Origin of the sequence: Echinicola strongylocentroti, assembly GCF_003260975.1 — a bacterium.
Taxonomy (GTDB): domain Bacteria; phylum Bacteroidota; class Bacteroidia; order Cytophagales; family Cyclobacteriaceae; genus Echinicola; species Echinicola strongylocentroti.
Genome location: NZ_CP030041.1, coordinates 5,316,581 through 5,333,217 on the forward strand (window position 1 = coordinate 5,316,581; position 16,637 = coordinate 5,333,217).

18 protein-coding genes are annotated in these 16,637 nt (G+C 40.7%); 12 read left to right on the forward strand and 6 right to left on the reverse strand.

Annotated features, from left to right (window positions below):
- Nucleotides 1-47 precede the first annotated feature (47 nt).
- Together DN752_RS20980 and DN752_RS20985 are read left to right on the forward strand one after the other, a co-directional pair.
- Nucleotides 48-3,389 carry a DUF6371 domain-containing protein gene (locus DN752_RS20980; protein ID WP_112785790.1) on the forward strand — a complete coding sequence of 1,114 codons (3,342 nt, stop codon included), beginning with the start codon at nucleotides 48-50 and terminating at the stop codon, nucleotides 3,387-3,389.
- Between the two features lie 413 nt (nucleotides 3,390-3,802).
- Nucleotides 3,803-4,048 carry a hypothetical protein gene (locus tag DN752_RS20985; RefSeq protein ID WP_112785791.1) on the forward strand — a complete coding sequence of 82 codons (246 nt, stop codon included), beginning with the start codon at nucleotides 3,803-3,805 and terminating at the stop codon, nucleotides 4,046-4,048.
- Nucleotides 4,049-4,061: 13 nt separating this feature from the next.
- On the opposite strand, the gene DN752_RS25210 is transcribed toward DN752_RS20985, so the two are convergent.
- The 6 genes from DN752_RS25210 to DN752_RS21010 are packed head-to-tail and all read right to left on the reverse strand — an operon-like array spanning nucleotide 4,062 to nucleotide 7,791.
- Nucleotides 4,062-4,187, reverse strand: coding sequence for a hypothetical protein (locus tag DN752_RS25210; protein ID WP_262511685.1), 126 nt, complete (start codon nucleotides 4,185-4,187; stop codon nucleotides 4,062-4,064).
- A 36-nt stretch (nucleotides 4,188-4,223) separates the two neighbouring features.
- The gene (locus DN752_RS20990) at nucleotides 4,224-5,708 is read right to left on the reverse strand and encodes an ATP-binding protein (protein WP_112785792.1); all 1,485 of its coding nucleotides are present in this window, start codon (nucleotides 5,706-5,708) and stop codon (nucleotides 4,224-4,226) included.
- A 44-nt stretch (nucleotides 5,709-5,752) separates the two neighbouring features.
- Complete coding sequence (locus DN752_RS20995; RefSeq protein ID WP_112785793.1) at nucleotides 5,753-6,151, reverse strand: GNAT family N-acetyltransferase; 399 nt, start codon at nucleotides 6,149-6,151, stop codon at nucleotides 5,753-5,755.
- A 1-nt stretch (nucleotide 6,152) separates the two neighbouring features.
- Nucleotides 6,153-7,190 (reverse strand): hypothetical protein, encoded by a 1,038-nt coding sequence (locus tag DN752_RS21000; protein WP_112785794.1) that lies wholly within the window; start codon nucleotides 7,188-7,190, stop codon nucleotides 6,153-6,155.
- Between the two features lie 5 nt (nucleotides 7,191-7,195).
- Nucleotides 7,196-7,390, reverse strand: coding sequence for a hypothetical protein (locus DN752_RS21005; protein WP_112785795.1), 195 nt, complete (start codon nucleotides 7,388-7,390; stop codon nucleotides 7,196-7,198).
- Complete coding sequence (locus tag DN752_RS21010; protein WP_112785796.1) at nucleotides 7,387-7,791, reverse strand: hypothetical protein; 405 nt, start codon at nucleotides 7,789-7,791, stop codon at nucleotides 7,387-7,389. The genes DN752_RS21005 and DN752_RS21010 overlap by 4 nt, the downstream gene beginning before the upstream one ends.
- Before the next feature lie 144 nt (nucleotides 7,792-7,935).
- Between DN752_RS21010 and DN752_RS21015 the strand changes: the two genes are divergently transcribed.
- From DN752_RS21015 to DN752_RS21060, 10 genes are all read left to right on the forward strand, one after another.
- Complete coding sequence (locus DN752_RS21015) at nucleotides 7,936-8,424, forward strand: hypothetical protein (protein WP_112785797.1); 489 nt, start codon at nucleotides 7,936-7,938, stop codon at nucleotides 8,422-8,424.
- A 23-nt stretch (nucleotides 8,425-8,447) separates the two neighbouring features.
- Nucleotides 8,448-9,050 carry a hypothetical protein gene (locus tag DN752_RS21020; RefSeq protein WP_112785798.1) on the forward strand — a complete coding sequence of 201 codons (603 nt, stop codon included), beginning with the start codon at nucleotides 8,448-8,450 and terminating at the stop codon, nucleotides 9,048-9,050.
- The gene (locus tag DN752_RS21025) at nucleotides 9,047-10,492 is read left to right on the forward strand and encodes a hypothetical protein (RefSeq protein ID WP_112785799.1); all 1,446 of its coding nucleotides are present in this window, start codon (nucleotides 9,047-9,049) and stop codon (nucleotides 10,490-10,492) included. Before DN752_RS21020 ends, DN752_RS21025 begins: the two co-directional genes overlap by 4 nt.
- A gap of 115 nt (nucleotides 10,493-10,607) precedes the next feature.
- Complete coding sequence (locus DN752_RS21030; RefSeq protein ID WP_112785800.1) at nucleotides 10,608-11,441, forward strand: hypothetical protein; 834 nt, start codon at nucleotides 10,608-10,610, stop codon at nucleotides 11,439-11,441.
- Nucleotide 11,442: 1 nt separating this feature from the next.
- The gene (locus DN752_RS21035; RefSeq protein ID WP_112785801.1) at nucleotides 11,443-11,889 is read left to right on the forward strand and encodes a hypothetical protein; all 447 of its coding nucleotides are present in this window, start codon (nucleotides 11,443-11,445) and stop codon (nucleotides 11,887-11,889) included.
- 60 nt (nucleotides 11,890-11,949) lie between these two features.
- Nucleotides 11,950-12,315 carry a hypothetical protein gene (locus tag DN752_RS21040; RefSeq protein WP_162633300.1) on the forward strand — a complete coding sequence of 122 codons (366 nt, stop codon included), beginning with the start codon at nucleotides 11,950-11,952 and terminating at the stop codon, nucleotides 12,313-12,315.
- Nucleotides 12,316-12,438: 123 nt separating this feature from the next.
- Entirely contained in the window at nucleotides 12,439-13,461 is a 1,023-nt protein-coding gene (locus DN752_RS21045) for a hypothetical protein (RefSeq protein ID WP_112785803.1), read from the forward strand.
- A gap of 31 nt (nucleotides 13,462-13,492) precedes the next feature.
- The gene (locus DN752_RS21050; RefSeq protein WP_112785804.1) at nucleotides 13,493-14,227 is read left to right on the forward strand and encodes a hypothetical protein; all 735 of its coding nucleotides are present in this window, start codon (nucleotides 13,493-13,495) and stop codon (nucleotides 14,225-14,227) included.
- 93 nt (nucleotides 14,228-14,320) lie between these two features.
- Nucleotides 14,321-15,619 carry a S49 family peptidase gene (locus DN752_RS21055; protein ID WP_162633301.1) on the forward strand — a complete coding sequence of 433 codons (1,299 nt, stop codon included), beginning with the start codon at nucleotides 14,321-14,323 and terminating at the stop codon, nucleotides 15,617-15,619.
- Between the two features lie 17 nt (nucleotides 15,620-15,636).
- On the forward strand, nucleotides 15,637-16,590 hold the full coding sequence (locus DN752_RS21060) for a hypothetical protein (protein WP_112785806.1): 954 nt from the start codon (nucleotides 15,637-15,639) through the stop codon (nucleotides 16,588-16,590).
- Nucleotides 16,591-16,637 lie beyond the last annotated feature (47 nt).

The following is a 16,637-nucleotide window of genomic DNA, read 5'->3' on the forward strand; positions in this document are numbered from 1 at the left end:
CAAAAAGTCTGCTCAAGCTTTGAGCCAATTAGAAAAGGAGGCGGCCAGTGAATAAAGAATACAAATGGACGCTGGAGACTGGCTCTAAGAAGTATCCTTGCCCGGGCTGCCAGAAAAAGACCTTTGTGCGGTATGTGTTCGCAGATACCAGACAGCATGTAGGCGAGCAGTTCGGCAGATGTGACCGGGAGAACAATTGCGGTTATCATCGAGCACCGGAGAAGGATGTTGAATTCCCCCCACACCCCCCGACTAAAAGGAAACTTCCGCCGCCTACCGTGATTACCCCTGATGAGGAGTACATGCAGGGTATCAAAAATAAGCAAGCCACGAATTTTCACGATTTCGCAAAAGGTAAACTGGGCATTACTGCGGAGCACCTTCAGGCATGGGGTGTGGGGACTAAGTGGAAGTTCACCGCTTTCCTCTCCACCACCAAAGATCAGAGGACAGTCAATGCCAAGTTTGTGGCCTACACTTCTGAAGGAAAGCGGAACAAAGAAACGGGGACAGACGGCACGCCGAAATTTATCCCACATTACCTGGGCAAGGCCTATCTCCGTAATATGAAAGTAGAGACCGACAATGCCCGGCTAGAGGACTGGCAGGACTATTACAAATTTGAAAGGTGCTTTTATGGTGAGCACCTTTTTGATACGAAAAGAGACACCTGCCTGGTCGAATCGGAAAAGACGGCGGTATTGGCGGCTTTCTTCTTTCCCAATTACAATTGGCTGGCCACGGGTGGCAATAACGGGATGACCTTCGACCACTTCAAACTCTTCTATGGCTATACGGGAAGGATCTGGAACCTCGTGGACAATGACCAGGCAGGAATAAAGAAAAGCAAAACCGTGGCTTGGCTGGATAAACTGGCCGAGATGCGGGATAATAAGGAGAAGATCCTTTCGGTAAACCTATTTGAAAAGAAGCCAGCAGGTTGGGACTTGGCCGATGCCATCATATTCGATAAGTACCGGGATCCTGCCCAATTCGAAAAAGATTTAAATGAGGCCATCGATTGTCGCCAACAATACGATATCGACATGGAGAGTGGCGAGGTTAGGATCAAGCCCAAATATGAATCCAAGGCGTGGAAGCTGGATGAGAAGGAGCTGAAGCGCGCCAGGCAGGTGGCCAACCGAATATTTGAGGAGCAGGTGGATATCATTGCACCAGATCTACATTGCAAGCAACGGCTAATGATTGCTTTCACCAGCTTTAGGGAAGATGGTTTGCCATTGGCGATCAAGGTATTTGGCCAGCATCCGGGAGAAAGTGAAGAGTCCATTGAAAACTTCTTCCACTTGGTTTTGAAAAATACTCCCGGCGATGATGCCAAGGATTTCTTTAAAGTGGCCAAGGCTGCCGGAGTGGAAACCAGGTATGTCAAGACAGCAAGGAGTGAAGCCGCTGAGGGAGCCGAAGGCATCGATGCGCATGAATGGAAAATTACTTGGCCGGATGATCTGGAGCATCAAGATCACTTCAATGAATACGAATATCGTGAGCAGACCTTCAGCTATTCCTATATCGAGCATAAGAATTGTATTTGGTATGCCACCTTTAATAATAAGGATCGGGAAATAGGCTTTTACAAGATATCCAACTTTGTGATTCGCCCGCTCTACCTGATCAAGTCCAAGACTGATCCCAAACGCTTGTTTGAAATCAAGAATATATTTGGGGTAAAGTACATCATGGACATTCCTACCAAGGCACTGGTTTCTCTCACCGAGTTCCAAGTGTTCTGTGAGTCCAATGGCAATTTCCTTTTCGAAGGTTCCAAACAGCAGTTTACCAAGATCAAGCGAAAGCTCTATGATGAGACCAAAGATGCCGAAGAGGTGAAGATGCTCGGTTGGCAGGATGAAGGATTCTACGCCTTCGCCAATGGCTCCTACAACTCGAGGTTTTCCAAGGTCGACCAATACGGAATCATCAAACACCTAGTGGAGAAGAGCGCAGAGGAAGCAGAGGAAAAGTATTTTTTCATTCCGGCAATGTCGAGCATTTACAAGGACGAAAAAGACCAGTACGATCTTGAGAAAAAATTTGTATTCATTCCACGTCCGGAGGTGAAGTTTTCGGATTGGGCACAGCTCTTTCACGATGTATATGGAGAGAATGGCGTGGTGGGTTTGAGCTTTTATATTTCCAGCCTTTTCCGGGATATGATCTACAGCCGGTTTAAGTTTTTTCCGCACCTGTTCCACTTCGGACCTCCCGGGACTGGTAAATCTACCATGTGCTGGAGCATCCAATATATGTTTGGATTGGAGCGAAAACCGTTTATGCTGAATGCCGGTACTGCGGTGGGTTTCCACCGGACATTTGCCCAGTTCCGCAATGCGGTGGTGTGGTTCGATGAGTACAATAATACCATTGAGTATAAGCGGGTGCAGGACTTGAAGTCCGCTTACGATGGCGCCGGCCATGTGAAAGGCGAGTGGTCAGCTTCGGGAGGAACTTCCAATAAGACCACCACCACACCAGTGGAATCGGCCTGTAATATTTCCGGACAAGAGCTGCCCATTGCGGACAATGCCCTTTTCAAACGCTGCATTCTACTCCAGTATTACAAAACCATCTTCTCCGATGAGGAAAAGATGCGTCTTACGGATCTGCAAAAGCTTCAGGAGAAAGGCCTCAGCCACATCACCGGTGCGCTGATGCGCTTTAGGGAGAAGATGGAGAAGGAGTACTTCCAAGTATTTGACCAAGTGGAAAAGGAAATCATGGAGGCCTTGGAGCATGACGAAACCATTGAGTCCAGGATCATTAAAAACATGGCGGTGGTGGCCACTACCTTCAAGGTACTCGAGCATGAACTACCATGGCCATGGAACTGGCCAAAGATGAAGGAGGTGATCGTGAAGAACATCAAAAGCCAAAACGGCCTGATCAGCAATGCCAAGGAGACCAATCAGTTTTGGGATGCGGTGGACTACTGCATCAGTGAAGGGGAGCTAAAGGATGGAGAGGACTTCAAAGTGGAATACTGCTCCTCCATTAAGATCACTGTAGATAGGAAGCCGGTAGAGCGGAACTTGGTACCACCGCAGAAAGTACTCTTTATCCGCATCGCCACCGCCCACCCCAAGTACATGGAGGCTCTCCGGAAGCAGGGTGAAAAAAAGGGCATGGACAAAGGATCCCTTGCCCACTACCTCAGCCACAGTCCTGGTTTCCTCGGCATGGTGGGAAGTACCCGGTTCAAGAAGGGAGAAAAGAGTTTTACCTCCAATGCCTACGCCTTCGAATACAAGGGACTTGAAGACCAGGGCTACAATTTTGACCGCTTCGATGAGGAGGAAGCCGAGAAAGAGGAAACCGAAAAGAAGGAGATGGCTGTGAAGTTTGGTGATGATCAAGAAGTGAATTTCTAAATGCCCCTGCCTTGAAAGTCATCCCCTATAGGGGGAGCGAGGGGGGGGGAACTGTAGCAACGAATTTCAAAGGATTCATCTAATGGATCCTTTTTTAAAAAGCCTTTTGGTAACGCCTCACACGAGGGCAGATTCTTGTCAAACTGTTCAAACAGATCAAACAAGGTATATAAATATCAATGTAAATAATAATAAGAGGGATTTAGATAGAAATGGAGCGGTCTGGCTGTTTGACAGCGTGCGACACCGTTTGATCATGTTTGAACAGACTCCTTTTGTCCAACAGCGTTTGAAAAGCTGTCCTCTGAAAAATCGCCCTATATGGCTTAATTGAAGCGATTTGGGGCTTTGTTTGAACTGTTTGACAGGTTTGAACAGAAAGTGTGTGGTAGAAAAATTAATATGTATCATTTATGAAAAATCCATGCGTAAAAATCGAACTGCAAGTGGTGGAAGATATCCGGGAACTGATGAAGCAGGATTGGCAAAATAACCTGGTCCGCAATGTGGGGCTCCTATACTTCCAGCTGCTCGAGGGTGGCGGTTTCGTCACCAAGGCCGTCAACCACACCGATTCAGGTGACTGGATGAAGAAGATGGTCAAACAAAAAAGAATCTATTTACCTAAACAAGCGATTTATGTCGAAGAAGAACATTAGGCCTCGGCTCCGCTCAGCCACCGAAACCAATCCGCTCCCTGAGCGAAGCCGAAGGGATGTGATCATCGAATACGATTCCTGCTATCGTGGGAAGATCGAAATTCACCGGTGTAGGGAAAGTGGGGAGGTAGTTTATCATAAAATAATCAGGTGAAAATTATCTTGAAACCTCAAATTAATTAATTACCTCAAGCGCCCTTTCCAAAATTTCCTCATTATTGATAATGATTAAATTCAATTTTCTCCTTGTTCTTGACATAATTTGAATAAGCATTTGTGTGGGATGATAATAGGGAGTTCGAGCATATCCTCTTGTTGATAAATCATTCCTTTCATTGTAAAAAAAGTGTGAATCAATAACAGCAATAACTTTATCAAATTCCTGCCCAATAACATTATGAGCATTATCCTCTCCATAAATTTGAAATTTTGTATAAGGATGCTCTGTAACGGAGTCAGGAGTATAATTTATTGATTTCCAGCCTTTTTTTGTCTGTGTTTTAATATAATTTTTAGCATCAATATTTTTCTTGAAATAAGTTAGTTCGATATTAGATTTATCTCCACCAGAATGGATTTTGTTTTTTCTATTTAGTATACCCATAATAAATGAGGCTATTTCTTTATTTGTTCGAATTTTGGTTGTTAATTGATAGTGAATTCCACTAGTGTTTTCTTGAATAAAATTTTCAATGTTATTTTTGGCCTCCTGCTTTTTCAGGTATTGTTGCATATCAAAAGAAAATATACAATTTATATTAGATGCTTTAATACTAGAAATTATTTGTTTAAGTTGATTGGGGTAAATTCTTTGCGTTTCATCAATTATAACTAAAAAATACTTTGATAAATCTCTGTCACCTAAATCTCTTATAGCTATTATCTCCCAAGAAAATTCTTCCAAAAGCCTTTGATGACCTTGATTTAAAATTCCACAATGAATCACCAAGCATTTATGTCCTTGGTTCATAATTTCTTTTCCAATGTCATAAGTTAATAAAGTTTTCCCTGTACCAGCTTTTCCTGAAATTGATATAAAACATGTACCACTAGATGATATGTTTTGTAAAGATTTTTTTTTGATTTCCTCTTGTTGGTTTGTAAGAAAATAATTTCCCCGCATAAATCTTTCTGTCGAATTAAAGGGGGAAACTAAATAGTTCGAGGGGTTAAATATGGTGTCAATATTATATAGGGCTTTAGCTTCTTGACCTAATATTAATCGTAATAATTTTTCGAAATCATCTTCAATGAGGTTACCTTGTTCATCTAGAACGTACAATTTTCGAGACCTACTTTCAAAACAAAAATTTATAATATCTTCTTCTAAAAAACTTAAATAGTATTTATTTTTTTTAAGTTGGTAGATTATTTTTTCTTCCGTGCTTGAACTTTTTAGTTCAATATTTAAAGTGTAATTTTTTCCAAACCTAAGTAGATCAAATTCTTTGCTGATTTGGGGTATGGTATACCCTATGTAAAAACTATTAAAACAATCTTCATTCAGTGAAATAAGGTTAAGTTCTCTACAGAAAATCATTAAATCGTTTAATTCTTGATCTTTGGGAGAAATACCAAAAAAATTACAGTAATTCTGAAATAATTGTTGTTCTAAGAACTTGTGAGCGTATATTAATGACTTTAGGTTAATCTCTTTCATCAATTTTTTGAATAATAAATGATTAGTTATCACGGTATTTTCCGCTAAATTAAATCTTTTGCCCAATTTCTATTATTTGGATTAAGCCCCCTTTTTTTCCACCACCTGTCAGAGGCATTTACAGGTTGAATTTTGAGCGATTTAAATCCTTGGCATTTTGCTTCTTCCTCAATCAATTTTAAGAAGTAGGATCCATTCCCTTTATTTCGGAATTTAGGAAGGGTTTCGAATAGAACGATTTCTAAACTTGGAAAACTCTTGTTAAGCTTAGCATAACATACCACTTGTTCTTTTTTCTCAAATATCCATAATCTACTTTCTTCAAGGGCTGGATATAGTCTTTCAAAACTTCCAAATAAGGTATCATCATCATATCGATAATATTCATTTAGAATATTCCTAATAGACTGTGAAAATTCAGTTGAACAAAGTTGTAAATTCATATTAATTAGATGAGTCTATGTTCATGATTTTGTCATAAAAATCATATCCGTCAGGAGTTATTTGATAATGGTAGTCACTTCCACTTCCTTCGTAACTTTTAATAATGAAACCTTCCTTTTCCATTTTTCTGACCAAAAGATGGGAAGGTGACAATGATTGTTTCTTTTCAATTGTCTTAAATATGGATTGAATCAAGTCTATGTCATTCTCCTTACTTAGGGAGGATAAAACTCTTTTTGTTTGATTGTCAATGGAAAAATTACTTTCACCATTATCGATGTCGGATGATTCGTCCAATAGCTTTTTAAATTCCTTACCTATTTCCGTTAACTCAAATTTTTGATGTCCTAAACTTCCTTTTCGAGATGTGGGCTTTATTAGTTCATTATATAATGCGGAACCAACAATATCACTTTCTGAGGATAGTGGTCGATCAGAAAAAATTTCTTTAAACAATTCAATTATTGATTTTTTTTCTTTGTCATTAACTTTTTCAAATAAACGCTTTGCTTCTTCAGAAATAACAGGGCTTGTGTTAGTCGAATGGTTTGAGTTAATTTCAGCCGGAATTGAGGAGACTCTTTTTTCCAATTCATCAATTTCCCCTCTAAGCTCAGCTCTTTCGGTCTTAAGGCTTGAAATTTTTTGCTGAAGGTCAATGTTTTCATTGACCATTATATCAAAATCAGATTTTGGTACTACACTTTGGAAATCAATAAACTTTAAAATTTGTGGCCTAATTCTCTTATCAAAAAATGTCACAATGGCTAATGTTAAATTCGAGAAGAAGTAGGTAACAAATATTAGTGTAATTGAAATGCCAACAGTAATTAGGAAATCAAGAATCCAAGGTAAAGTAAAATAATCTTTTAAAATTGTAATTCTCTCCAATCTTTCATCACCATCATCAAAAAAAAAGAAAGTGTAAAAGGCTTCCCAATGACGAATAATCCAAACTATGATAAATGCCCCTATGAAGGGATTCCTTGATTTATCTCGGATATCTACCTTGACCGCTTGCCAAACTGAATCAATCATAAAATTTAATTTTCACATATATCTACCACAATACTTTTGTCAAGAGATATCTTAACTCTTTTGCCAATAAGTTGAAAAATTGCAGCTTCAGAAACTTCCTTTAAATTAACTGTGAATGTTTCTGTCCCAATTTTATGGATACTAAGTTGGATTGAGCCTGTCGAATATTTGAGCAATATACCTTCTTTTGTATGTGTCATGATTTAGTTAAATAAGCTATCAAAAATGAAATAATTGAATTTAATAACAGGATCACCCACCAATATTTTACTTGGAATACTGATCCTTTTAGGTTTTTGATCTCTAGTTTTTCCCGTTCTTCTTTTTTCCGTTCAGCTATTGCATCAATTTCTCTTTGTTTTTCAAATCCCGGAAAATTTAATCCCTCTTCGGTGATGGTTAGAATTGGATCCCTCGATGCTCCTTTTAAAATAATCAAACCTCTTTCTTCAAGTAATGAAATTAAGAACTGTAATTCCTGCATTTTTATCGAGCCATCCGCATCATTATAATCATGGTAAATCACTCCTTTAGGTACAGTTTTTCGTTTATTAATTAGATTGAGAATTATTTCTGCTTTTTCTTCTTGAGTACTAGTCATAGAGGTTAAGTATCAAATAAAGTAAAATCTAAAATAAGCCATTCAAAAGATATTGCATAGCCTACGGATAACTCAAATAGATGTCCCTAACATTTTGTATCAAAAAAAACTTTTTGTTACTTTAATGGAAACAAAAAGTTACTAGTGAGACGTTCTTTTTTACTCGAGATCCCGATCAAACCACACCTTAAGAAGTACCTTGAGGAGTTCTACACCTTGCCCTATTCGCTGAATCAAAAGGATGAATTGGGGCTTTTTCTTTTTCACCTGCTGAGAAGAAGGGAGTTTCGATCTGAGGAATACTTTTCTATTAACCACTGCACGGAAAGCTTGGAGGTAAAGGTGAGTTCATTCTACACTTTTGATAAAGGCTGCAAGTATATGAGTGCCTACCAGGCGCATTTGCTGAACAAGTACCTAGAGGAGATGATGATGCGCCATTGTTTGACGTGGATAGAAGCTTTGGAGATGGCCAATGTGCCTAACCGGAGAGCAATTTTTGAATGGATAGAAAAGTACGAACTGGATGGAGGCAGTAAGGATTGGTACCATCTGATCAAGCAGCGTTACTTTAGGCACAGAAAGTACAAAGAAAACCGAAAAACAGCCGTGCGCTGTGTCCCTAAATTTTAACAGCAGATTTATAACCTTTGGGTATGAATCTGACCTTTCCTGTCACCGGTGATAATTATGGCGGGGTTGACCGCTTTTGGTTTATCCATGAGGATGATATTTCCCATTTGGATACCAATGGCATGATCATTCCCAAGGAAGGTGCTTTTTGGAACCTTGGAAAGGCTACTAAGTACACACTTGATTTCTCCAATCCCGGGCAAGTGAAAAGAGGCGGTACTATTTACAGCCCTCGCCTGACGGGTACGGTGAAGAAGTACCGCCCGGAACTGGAGGCGGTATTGGAGCAGATGCGAGGAGAGCGGTTTGCGCTTGTCATTAAGGACAAAAACGGCTATTTGGTGCAGGTGGGGCGACCGAATGAACTGCTTACTTTTTCAGCGGACCAGGCCACTGGGGGATTGCCTTCTGATAGTAATTCCTATGACCTTAATTTTAGAGGAGAAACCACCATTAAGCCCATTCCTTACCTGCTTGAGATAGAAACGGATCCAGAGACACCCACCGATCCCGTAACCGGAGCACCGGTCACGATCACCGTCAATGGCCAGCCTTCCTTTACCGTTCCCGCCGGAGGAACCTTGGCAATTACCACAGAATTCACCCTTGAATACACCATATTATGAGCACTTGGAATGACGTAAAATCTTATGTGTCCACTCAGCTAAAGCCCGGCGTTCTTGGCAATACGGATGTACAAAAAATACTCAATTCCATCAATGCGGTAATCAATCAACTGAATGCCGGTTCGCTGGATCCGCAGAACGATGCCACTTGGAATCCTGCTACAAGCTATCCGGCAGATACCCAACCCGTCATTTATCGCGATACCTGGTTGCTCAGCAATGTGGCCAATAACCAAGGAAATGAACCCATTAACAGTTCTGGCGTGGTTCATCCCACTTGGCGTGTGGTCAATGCTTCTTCCGGATCAGGGATTAAAGCTTGGGAGGCAGGTGTTTATCCCAATTCCCTCGAGATCGTTTTTTATGCAGGTACCCTTTATTACCTGAATCGTGGCGTAGTAGGCGCATCGCCATTTTCGAGTACAGACATCGATGCCGAAATAGCAGCCAACCAATGGACGGCCATGAGTGGTGAAGGGGGAGCCGGTGGCAATTATGTCATTAACCCGGGGACGTTTGAGCAGACCGATGCTACCAATTCCAGTTTGACAGGCGTGGTGTATGTCTTGGATGGGTCTACTTATAATGTAGATCAAAGTTTTTCCACGCAGAGCACGCCATCCTCTGGGAATAGCCGGTGGGAAATGTACGTAGGTAAAAATGATGGTACCATCGATTACCTGTATGGTGCCGAGGCCGCAGACCCTTCCCGTCCTTCGCAGCCATCGGGTACCATCGCGATCCGTGAAGTATTGAGACTGGACAGTGGTGAAGTGCGGGAGGAAATAGAGGTCAGCGATTTTATAGAGACCAAGTTCCGGACGGCAGTCACATCCAATAGTACAGGAAAGTACGCTTTGATCTGGCGGGGCAATATCTCCGGAGTGAATAATTACGGCATCCAGATCGATTACATCATGCCTGCCCAGCACGATGATGCTAGCACTGGCCGGATCGGTACACTAAACCTAAATGTGACCTGTCAGGGCGGATCACCGGAAGCAGTCAAATTCGAAAACCAAGACAGTAACGCCCAAGCGGGTGATTTCGAATTGCTGGAATTCAATGACGGTACCTTAGGGATCTACCAAAAATCAACCCACTGGTGGGGAAGGGTCGAAGCCTTGCGTGTACGTAATAACACGGGTTTGGTACTGGAAACTGACTTTTATGATAACCAGCCTTATGCTGCTTTGCCGTCCAGTGAGAATTCATGGAGTAGTGCTCCATCTGGATCTGGTGGATCAGAAGCCAATAACTTCACACCCACCACGGGTACCACGATTACCTTTGACCAATCTCGTAAATACGGGTTCAATGGTACGCCTGTAACAGGAAACCTGACCATAGGGGTCACCGGAGCAAAGGAAAAGAACATGGCCAAGGTACTCCATAACGACAGTACCGAACCTACCATTACCCCTCCGGGGGGGTGGATCTAATTTTAGAGGCGGGTGAATATGTAGCAAATGAAGAGAACAGGTTCCGCTTTGTCCTGGACATGAATGACGCCGGAACTGTTACGGCAGTTTGTTACACCATCAGTCAAAATCAGCTATGATGTTTCAGCAGCAGTATTACCAATCTATAATAAAGAAAAAACCTAAGGGGGAGGGGTTTCTTGACGAGGTGGCGGGGGCTTATAGGGCATTTAGTACTAGGTTGGTATATTCTGACTATTCTGGTTATTGCCTAAGGATAACTGACGGAACAAATGTCAAAGACATTGGATTTGTTAATTCAATAATTGACATTGGAAGTATTAATGACTTCATTTCTAATTTTTCACCAACAATTGTAACGGTAGATATTTGGTACGATCAAAGTGGAAGCGGAAGAAATTGGTTCCGGCTGTCAAATGGGTGGCGTATTTGGACAAGTACAGATGGTTTTTATACAATTAACAATGTTCCTTTTTTGTATGCCAATACATCTGTTAGCATGTTTTACACTCCTTCCGAGTATCCGTCAAACTTGAATTTCTTTTATTCTTCTGACTTTGATAATACAGAAACATCATTAAGAAACCTCATTTCTGCAAGCGCACAAACGCCAGCTCAATCGCATGGTCTAATATCTACACAGGGAAGTACTAATACTACCTATCATAGGAACTATGGTCCTCCTGTATTATATAAAAACAAGTCATTGTTTTCTTTGTCTGACAGGGGGGATGTATATGATCTATGGAACGGTGCTGGAGTAATTTGCGAAAAAGACGTAGATATTAGTTTCAATTGGTCTCCAAACGATATTGTGATAGGTTCTGCTACTGCTGGAGGATCGAATGGTCATCGAATAAATGACTGGATCGAGTTTAAAGAGGATATGGAGTTTTCTAAAATCGAAACTGTTTCTGATAAAATTAACCTTGCTTATAATTTCTACTGATATGAATATTCAACACGACACACCTATCCCTGACACCCTTTCTCCATTTGTTAAGAAGCTAACTGCCACGAAACTTGTGCGGGACGATGAATTTACAATTTCCGTGAAGGTAGAGTACTTCGAGGATGATAATAATGGCGGGTTTGGTGATCCGGCCATGCTATGCATCGAAAATGACCAGAACTGCACAGCAGATCAGAAGGCAGTATTGAAGTCCAGATACCGCCCATTTTTCAAGGAATTCAGCACCCGAGGAAATAAGGTGGATGAGTACGGGAACCTCGTGGAAGTGGACCAGTCCGGAGAGTATCCTGATGGATCCATCGATGAGCGGGAGCACTGGGAAAGTTATCTTGCCAGTGAGGTAGCTGGTATTACAGTGATGGAAAAAGAGGATACCTTGATTAGGCTTTGCTTGTCTAATTTGGTGGTTAGGGGGAGGATATAAATTTACATTAAATCAAAAGAGTGATTTTGGAAAACCAGATAAATGTTTATTATTTTGAGGATGAAAAAATTTTTCTATTTAAAGCTATCTCTTTTCCTCCTTATATTATTGTGGATTCCTTTCATGGTTAAATTGAGGAGTGCAAAGCTTGAAATATATCCATCTATAATGCTGCCTTCTGGACCACAGGTATCAAATACTAAAATTGCTGTGCTGGAATTTCAAAAGAATGAGATTTGGGGCATTAAGTCAGGAGAAGAATTCGAGGTGAATTTAAAAGAGATTTTTAATGGAATTCCTGAACAGTACTATCCATATTTCTACTCAACTGAATTTGGTACCAAACCTGTTGAAAGCTCAATGATCTTATGGGGACATTTCCTATTAATTTATATTCTAGGTTTAGCTTGGATAACTCTGCTATAGCGAAGGATTTTTTGATTCGAAAGGTTGAGGAAGAATATGGTACAATAGACTATTTAAAATTGAAAAAAGTATCATTGAAAATAAATCGTTCAACTAGAGAAATTATTTTGAGAAATATCGATTATGAAAAACGTATTGGGTTTAGTAGATGATTTTTTTAGAGGATTATTTAATAGAATTGAATCTAACACTAGCTTGGACAATTATGAATTAGGGATTTTAAGAATTTTTTCGGGTTTATTTTGTTTAGTTTATTTTTTGCCAAAATTTGGTTGGTTGAGTGAATTCTCGGATTCTTATTTTCGACCTGGATATTTTAATTTTACAAATGTATTTAACGGATTCTTACCGGATTGGTATTTTAGATTGTCTGATTACCTGATTATAGGGTTATTAGTTTCTGTATCCCTAGGTATTTTTACTAGGGTTTCACTTCGGATTCTATCTATAATTCTAATTTTCAATTATGGGTTTCAGTATAGCTTTGGAAAGGTGGATCATTTAATATTGTTTCCTCTTTTATTTTTGTTTCTAAGCTTCACCAATTCAGGATGCCAGATTGCTTTTATAAAAGATCGAGAATCAAAATTTGGATCTTTATCATTAGCTGTTTTTTCAATCTGTATAGTATTTGCTTTTTTTACTGCGGGGTTTGAAAAATTATTTTCTTGGATTGATTTTGACCTTGGAACAAGTGGAGTTCTGTTCTGGTATCAGTATGGCTATTTAGTTTTAGATAGACAGTATCTTTTGGCAAATTACTTCTCTTCCCTTCATCCGATTATCTATGAAGTTATGGATTATTTAGCTGTGGTATTTGAGCTGTCTGGAGTGATATTTTTATTTGGAACTAAAAAAAGTTGGAAAATTTATTTACTTATAGGTTCAATTTTTCATTTCATAAATACATTAGTACTGAATATTCCTTATACCCATCACTTGATCGTATTTTCAGTTTGGCTTAGCTTCCCATTCCTAAAAAGGTGTAATTTTCTGTTTATATTGTACCTAGTTCCCCTATTTTTTGAAGGGAATTTAAGGGATGCATTTCTTTGGGGAATCATGATAATTTTTGGTTTTTTAAACGTTTTCATATATCATAAGGAGGTGTCTACTCCTGAAAATTTCAAGCAAGATGTGAATTGAATAAATTGGACAAATCTTTATATTTTTAGGTATGGAAAAATTCGAAGAAAAGTACCTAACTTGGATTGCTTGGGGATTGGCAGGGATTTCGTGCTTTATGTTTGTTATGCCCGATATTTTGTGGGATTCATATACTATTAGTGAGTATGGGACTTTTGTAGGAGGTACAGCTGGACCACTTGCAGCATTAGCAGGCTTTATTTTTATTTATAAAACTTTGAAAAATCAGCAGGAACAGATGTTTTTGCATGATGAGCAATTCGAGGTAGAGAATTTTGAAAATACTTTCTTTAAACTCATTGATTATTTTACTGAGATGTCAAAAGAAAGTAGAATTAGGCAAGACAATAATCCGTTCGTTAGAGTACTTGATCGGGTACATGAGGAATATCATGATATAGTTGGATTGGTTAATATGTTGAATGAAGGGGATACTAAGTCTCAGGTTGAACTTTTTAAAAATCATATCCTTCCAAAGTTTAAAGGAGGATTCATAACTTGGAAAAACCTTCTAAACCTCGTAAAAATCATACTTCATCAAATTGAGGAAAATAATAAAATAGAGGACTATCATCATTACAGAACCATTTTTTTATCAAGATTTACAATTTGGGACTGTAGGTTGGTGTTTTACTTTTATATTATGTACTACGATGAATTAAATAAACCAGATAGAACGGTATTGTTTAATTTTATAGCAATGTTTGACAGTAGCAACCTATTTGATTCAGATCATTTTTTATGGTTAGATGATTTCAAACCTTAACTTTTCCACTGTCCTCTAACCCCTCATAAGCTCGAATTACCTTAGTAACCTGAACAAATGCTATAACGCAGGTTAACTAAAACTAAGGTAAATGTGAGCAATTCGAATACTTCTTTTGGTGCTACTTTTCGATTGATGGCGATCCATGACGATTTCCTTCAGGAGCACTTTGTCCGTTTATCCGAAACCGAATCCTTCAGACCGCATTCGATTGATGACATGTATCATCAGCATGAGGCCTCTTTGGCCATTGGCCGGGACTATGAAAATGGTCTGCTGTATTTGAAGGCAAATTCCCAAATAGCGGTCATCCCCATAGTCGGTCCTACTGACAAGTATGGCGGATGGTACTCCATGGGCTATATGGGCATGAGCACTATGCTTTCCCGGGCAAAACAGTCAGAAAAATACAAGGCCGTACTTTTTTATGTCGATTCCCCTGGTGGTACCGTGGACGGGATCAGGGTCATTTCGAATGACATCATGAACGTAGGAATGCCCACACTTGCCTTTATTGATGGCCTTGGAGCTTCTGGTGGCATTTGGCAGTCACTTTCTGCTGACCGTGTGTTGGCAAACAGTCAGAACGACAATATCATTGGAAGCATTGGTGTCCAGACCCTCCATGTGGATCGCAGTAAAGTGTTGAAGGAGACCGTTGGGGATGTCACCGTACTCCGAGCTAGACAATCCACCCTCAAGAACAAGGTAAATTCCTATGAGCCGCTTTCCGCTGAAGGGAAAAAGCAGATCGAGGACAGTCTTTCCGAATCTGCGGCACAGTTTATCGCCTTTGTCCAATCCCGCCGTCCTGGTATCAAATCTAACAGTGATGTCCTGAAGGGGGAAATCTACTCAGGAGCACAAGCCCTCAATGAGGGATTGATTGATGGCCTGTCCACTTTGGATGAGGCCATTGCTGAATTGGAGGCTAGGATCAAGACCGGCAAAAGCACACCGAAAAATCAAAATTCATCAAATAAACCAGAATCAAACATGAAGTTTAAAGCTGCCCTGACGTCCATTTTGGCGGTTCTTGGTTTTGCGAAAGTCACCTCAGAAGATGAGGCTCCGATGGTAACGGAGGAGCGACTCGAGCAGATCAATGCCGAACTGGCCGCCAAAGACAAGAAGGTTTCCGAGCAGGACACCGAGATCACTCAATTGAAAGCGGATCTAAAGACCGCCAAGGATTCCCTTGCCACTGCTGAGTCGGACAGGGACAAGTACAAGGCCGATGCCGATAAATTCGGTAAGCAGGCCGGGGCTTCCCACGCTAATCCTAAAAAGGAAGGCGCAGAGGGAGGAAATACCGAAGAGGATGAAAATTCCTCCGCCATCGCCAAGCTGCCACACAATGCGGCCTTGGACAATAATCCAATGTTCAACTAAGCCAATCTTTTTTACTTATGGATGTACAAGATATCATAACCGAATTTGGAGCCTATTATATCAACCAAGGCCAAAACCTGTCAAGACTGGTAAAAATCTTGAATGAAAAAAGTGTCACGGAGAACGCTTTTACCACGGTAGTTACCGATGATACCCTTTACAGGGGCGGTAAATCCACTATCGGTAGGCTCCTCCAACCATTCCAAAAAGGCTGGACGCCCATCGGAAACGTAGGGTTTACCCCTATTGCTATTCCCCAATATCCATTCAAAATGGATCATGAGGAGTACCCTGATGACTTGGAAGCCACTTGGTTGGGTTTTCTTGCTGACGAAAGCCTGAACAGGAGTGAATGGCCGTTTATCCGTTGGCTCGTAGAAGTGCATTTGCTTCCTCAAATCAAAGAGGATTATGAACTCAACGAGATTTTCTCCGGAGTGTATGTGGCTCCTACCCCTGGCACTGCCGGTGCTGCTGGTACGGCCATGAACGGGATCAAAGAAATCCGTAACACGCATATTTCTGATGGTCGAATCACCCCGATTACCATTGGTGCGTTGGAAACGGATCCACAGGCTTTTGTGGAACAAATCGAGTCATTTTCTGACCAAATCAATACCCGATATTGGATGCAGAATATGGAACTGAACATGAGCCAGACGTTGGCCAAGCGTTATCGAAGAGGATACCGGAAGCTTTACGGTAAAGACACCGACTTCGACGGAGTGAAAAGCTCTGTAGAAGATACTAATATCATGGTGGTTGGTAAGCCTTCCCACGAAGGATCGGACATCATCTGGTGTACACCAAAAAGCAATGCCATCCGCTTGCTGAAAAAGTCCCAGAACATGAATCGTGTGAGAATCGAAACTGCCAAGAGGGAAGTTTCCATTTTCACGGACTTCTATAGTGGCATTGGGTTCCTGATCCCAGAGATCGTGTTCACCAATGACTCGGAATTGCCGGTTTAAACAATTGATCGGGAGCCTTGACGGGCTCCCTTTTTTCCATTTCTAAT